Consider the following 3,082-nt stretch of genomic DNA (forward strand, 5'->3'; position numbering starts at 1 on the left):
CCGCCGAGGGCCGGGCATTGATGCTGACGCGCTCCGGCCAGGCCGGCCTTGCCGCGCTCTTCGACCTGCCCGACGAGATGCTGAAGATCGTTGCCCCGGAAAGCTGTGGGTAACGCCGCGAGGCCTCGGCGCAGCCCCTCCTGACCTGTTACAAACAGGCCTCACGCAAACAAGAGGACAAAGGCAAGAAGTGCAGGTCGATATCGATATGGGAACGACATCGGCGGGTGACGTGGCCACACTCGATATCGAGGAACTGCTGGCGACCCGTCTTCTCGTCCAGGGCAATTCCGGTTCGGGAAAGTCTCACCTTCTCAGACGGCTTCTGGAGCAGTCGGCGAAATGGGTGCAGCAGGTGGTGATCGACCCGGAGGGGGACTTCGTCACCCTGTCGGAAGCGTTCGGGCATATCGTCGTCGATGCCGAGCGCTCGGAAGGCGAGTTGATCGGCATCGCCAACCGCATCCGCCAGCATCGCGTCTCCTGCGTGCTGACGCTGGAAGGTCTCGAGATCGACGATCAGATGCGCGCCGCCGCCGTCTTCCTCAACGCGCTGTTCGATGCCGATCGCGACCACTGGTATCCGGTGCTGACCGTCGTGGACGAGGCGCAGATGTTCGCGCCGTCCGGCGGCGGCGAGGTCAGCGAGGAAGTGCGTCGGCTCTCGCTCGGGGCCATGACCAACCTGATGTGTCGCGGCAGAAAGCGCGGCCTTGCCGGCGTCATCGCCACCCAGCGCCTGGCCAAGCTTGCCAAGAATGTCGCGGCGGAAGCCTCGAACTTTCTCATGGGGCGGACGTTCCTCGACATCGACATGGCGCGCGCGGCCGATCTTCTCGGCATGGACCGCCGTCAGGCCGAACAGTTCCGCGACCTGAAGCGCGGCAATTTCGTCGCTCTCGGGCCGGCGCTGTCGCGGCGACCGCTGGCGGTGACGATCGGCCCGGTAGAGACCTCCGCGCGCTCCTCCTCTCCCAAGCTTATGCCGCTGCCGGAAAAGCCGGAGGATGTCGAGGACCTGATCTTCACGCCGGATCCCGAAGACATGACCCGTCAGGCGAGCGCCCCCCGCCGGGTCGCGCCGCGCCCGCGCCCAACCGTCGACATCATGGATGCCCTGTCGAAGTCCTCCGAAGAGGCCGAGACGCCGGAAGCGCCCGCGCGCGGGCCGCGCGCGCCGGTCATGTCGGATGAGGAGAAGGACGACTGGATCGCGATGACGCTGGCGGAAATCGCCGGCGCTCCGGAGTCAGCTTTCCGTTCGGATTCAGAGCTTTACCAGGATTTCCTGATGCGCGGCCGGATGAAGCGGATATCCGGTGCGCCGCTCGCCATGAATGACTTCCGCCGCCGGCTCGCGATCGCCCGTTCGGGCGCGGACGAGGCGATGGTGGAAAGCGAGCAATGGCAGATGGCGGTCTCGCTGCTGGCGCATGTGACGGAAGACCTGCAGGGCGTGTTCCTGATGCTGGCAAAGGCGGCGATTGCCGGCGATGCCTGCCCCTCCGACGCCATGATCGCGCGCGCCTACGGCACGCATTCGGCGCGTCGCGCCCGGCGCTTTCTCGACTGGTTCGAGGAGCAGGGACTGATCGTGCAGCACACTGGTCTTGCCGGCCTGCGCATCGTCGCCTTTCCCGATCTCGACCGGCAGACGGCGGGCGGCAACCCGGACGCGCCGGCGGATGAACCCGAGCGGCGGGATGCGGCGGAATAGGGGGAGCGCGCATCCGGTTTTCCTGGAGATGCTCTATTCGCCGAGCCGGGCCTTGAGGTCGTCCAGAACGAAGAGCCGGACGGCCGATGAGAGGTTTAGATCCGGCGTCCGGGCGTCATCGATCTCGCTCAGAAGGCCGGCAAGGCTGATCGCGCGCCGGTTGGCGATCATCTTGATTTCCTCGAAAAACGCATCCTCGAGGGAAAAGCTCGTGCGGTGGCCGCGAAGGCTGACGGAGCGTTTGCGGATCAACCGTCCTTGTCCCCGTCCACCGGCGTTCCGGTCATGCGGACAATGCGGCCCTGTTCGAAGCGTCGTTCGTTTTTCTCGCGCTCCAGCCTGTCGCGGGTCTTTTCACCCTTGGTGCGGCCGTGGATCGCCCGGTTCTCAGCAGCGCCGTCGGCCGCCTTTTGCCGCGCCGCGCGCTTGCGGCTCATCCTGAGATTGACGACCTCGGCGCACATCGGCTGTCAGTGCTTCTTGCGAAAGGCATCGAGCGAGACGACGGACGCACCGTCATCGCCGCCGGGCCCGTCGTCGTCACCACCCTCGTTTTCCGGCTCGAGCGGCTTTTCGTCTTCCAGATCCAGCGTGGCGACATCGAATTCGAGCTCGAAATTCACCGAGGGATCGTAAAAGCCGACGATGGCGTTGAAGGGGATGACGAGGCGCTCGGGCACATCGGAAAAGGACAGGCCGATCTCGAAATGGCTGTCGGTCACCTTCAGGTCCCAGTACTGGTGCTGGATGACGATGGTCATCTGCTGGGCGTATTTTTCCTTCAGCGCCTGGGAGATGCGCACGCCGGGAGCGTTTGTCAGGAAGGTGATGAAGAAGTGATGCTCACCGGGCAGGTGGCCTGTTGCGGCGACCTCTGCGAGAACCTTGCGCACCATGCCGCGCAGTGCGTCCTGTGCCAGAATGTCGTAGCGAATATGGTCTTGCCCCATCACGTCTTTCCCGCCCTTGGCCGTTGGTTGCGCTCTGACTTTAGCCAATTAAGTCGCCTGATGCCGATGCGCAATCTTTATAGGGGATTTTGTTCAAATTCAGGTGGAGGCTTCTGTTGCCAGGTGCCTCCGGACCCCGCCTTACAGTGCTACCCGCAAGGACTTAATTTGGGTTTCTGGAACCGCCATTAGGCAGCTACAGCGTAACCCTGAGCTTTGTTGTCATTTGCAACTACTCGTTTGACCCGATAACGGTGGTATCATGCCGGGCAAAAGGTCAATCTTTACACTCTTGTCGATCCTGTTTCGCCCCCATCAAAATCAGGCCTTTCCGCCTGATCATGGTGGAGGCGCCGGGTACCGCCCCCGGGTCCAATGAGCTTATTGCATTGCCGTTTATCACCATAGCCGGTCA

At 63.3% G+C, this 3,082-nt stretch carries 4 protein-coding genes and 1 other RNA gene; 1 reads left to right on the forward strand and 4 read right to left on the reverse strand.

Going from position 1 to position 3,082, the window contains the following annotated elements; genetic code table 11:
• The first annotated feature begins 190 nt into the window (after positions 1–190).
• Entirely contained in the window at positions 191–1,717 is a 1,527-nt protein-coding gene (locus tag AC5DC2_RS21885; protein WP_491700012.1) for a helicase HerA domain-containing protein, read from the forward strand.
• 33 nt (positions 1,718–1,750) lie between these two features.
• On the opposite strand, the gene AC5DC2_RS21890 is transcribed toward AC5DC2_RS21885, so the two are convergent.
• The 4 genes from AC5DC2_RS21890 to ssrA form a co-directional block, all read right to left on the reverse strand.
• Positions 1,751–1,969, reverse strand: a complete 219-nt coding sequence (locus AC5DC2_RS21890; RefSeq protein ID WP_024707939.1) for a ribbon-helix-helix domain-containing protein — start codon at positions 1,967–1,969, stop codon at positions 1,751–1,753.
• Complete coding sequence (locus AC5DC2_RS21895; RefSeq protein WP_024707938.1) at positions 1,966–2,181, reverse strand: DUF4169 family protein; 216 nt, start codon at positions 2,179–2,181, stop codon at positions 1,966–1,968. Before AC5DC2_RS21895 ends, AC5DC2_RS21890 begins: the two co-directional genes overlap by 4 nt.
• A 6-nt stretch (positions 2,182–2,187) precedes the next feature.
• On the reverse strand, positions 2,188–2,667 hold the full coding sequence (locus tag AC5DC2_RS21900; protein ID WP_024707937.1) for an SspB family protein: 480 nt from the start codon (positions 2,665–2,667) through the stop codon (positions 2,188–2,190).
• Positions 2,668–2,769: 102 nt separating this feature from the next.
• Positions 2,770–3,082, reverse strand: a transfer-messenger RNA (tmRNA) gene (gene ssrA, locus AC5DC2_RS21905); the annotation flags it as partial.

The organism is Martelella sp., assembly GCF_984369615.1.

Bases quoted from the DNA above. Each gene is read 5' to 3' on its own strand.
- AC5DC2_RS21900 (WP_024707937.1), bottom strand. From the start codon at position 2,667: ATGGGGCAAGACCATATTCGCTACGACATTCTGGCACAGGACGCACTG.
- AC5DC2_RS21895 (WP_024707938.1), bottom strand. From the start codon at position 2,181: ATGTGCGCCGAGGTCGTCAATCTCAGGATGAGCCGCAAGCGCGCGGCG.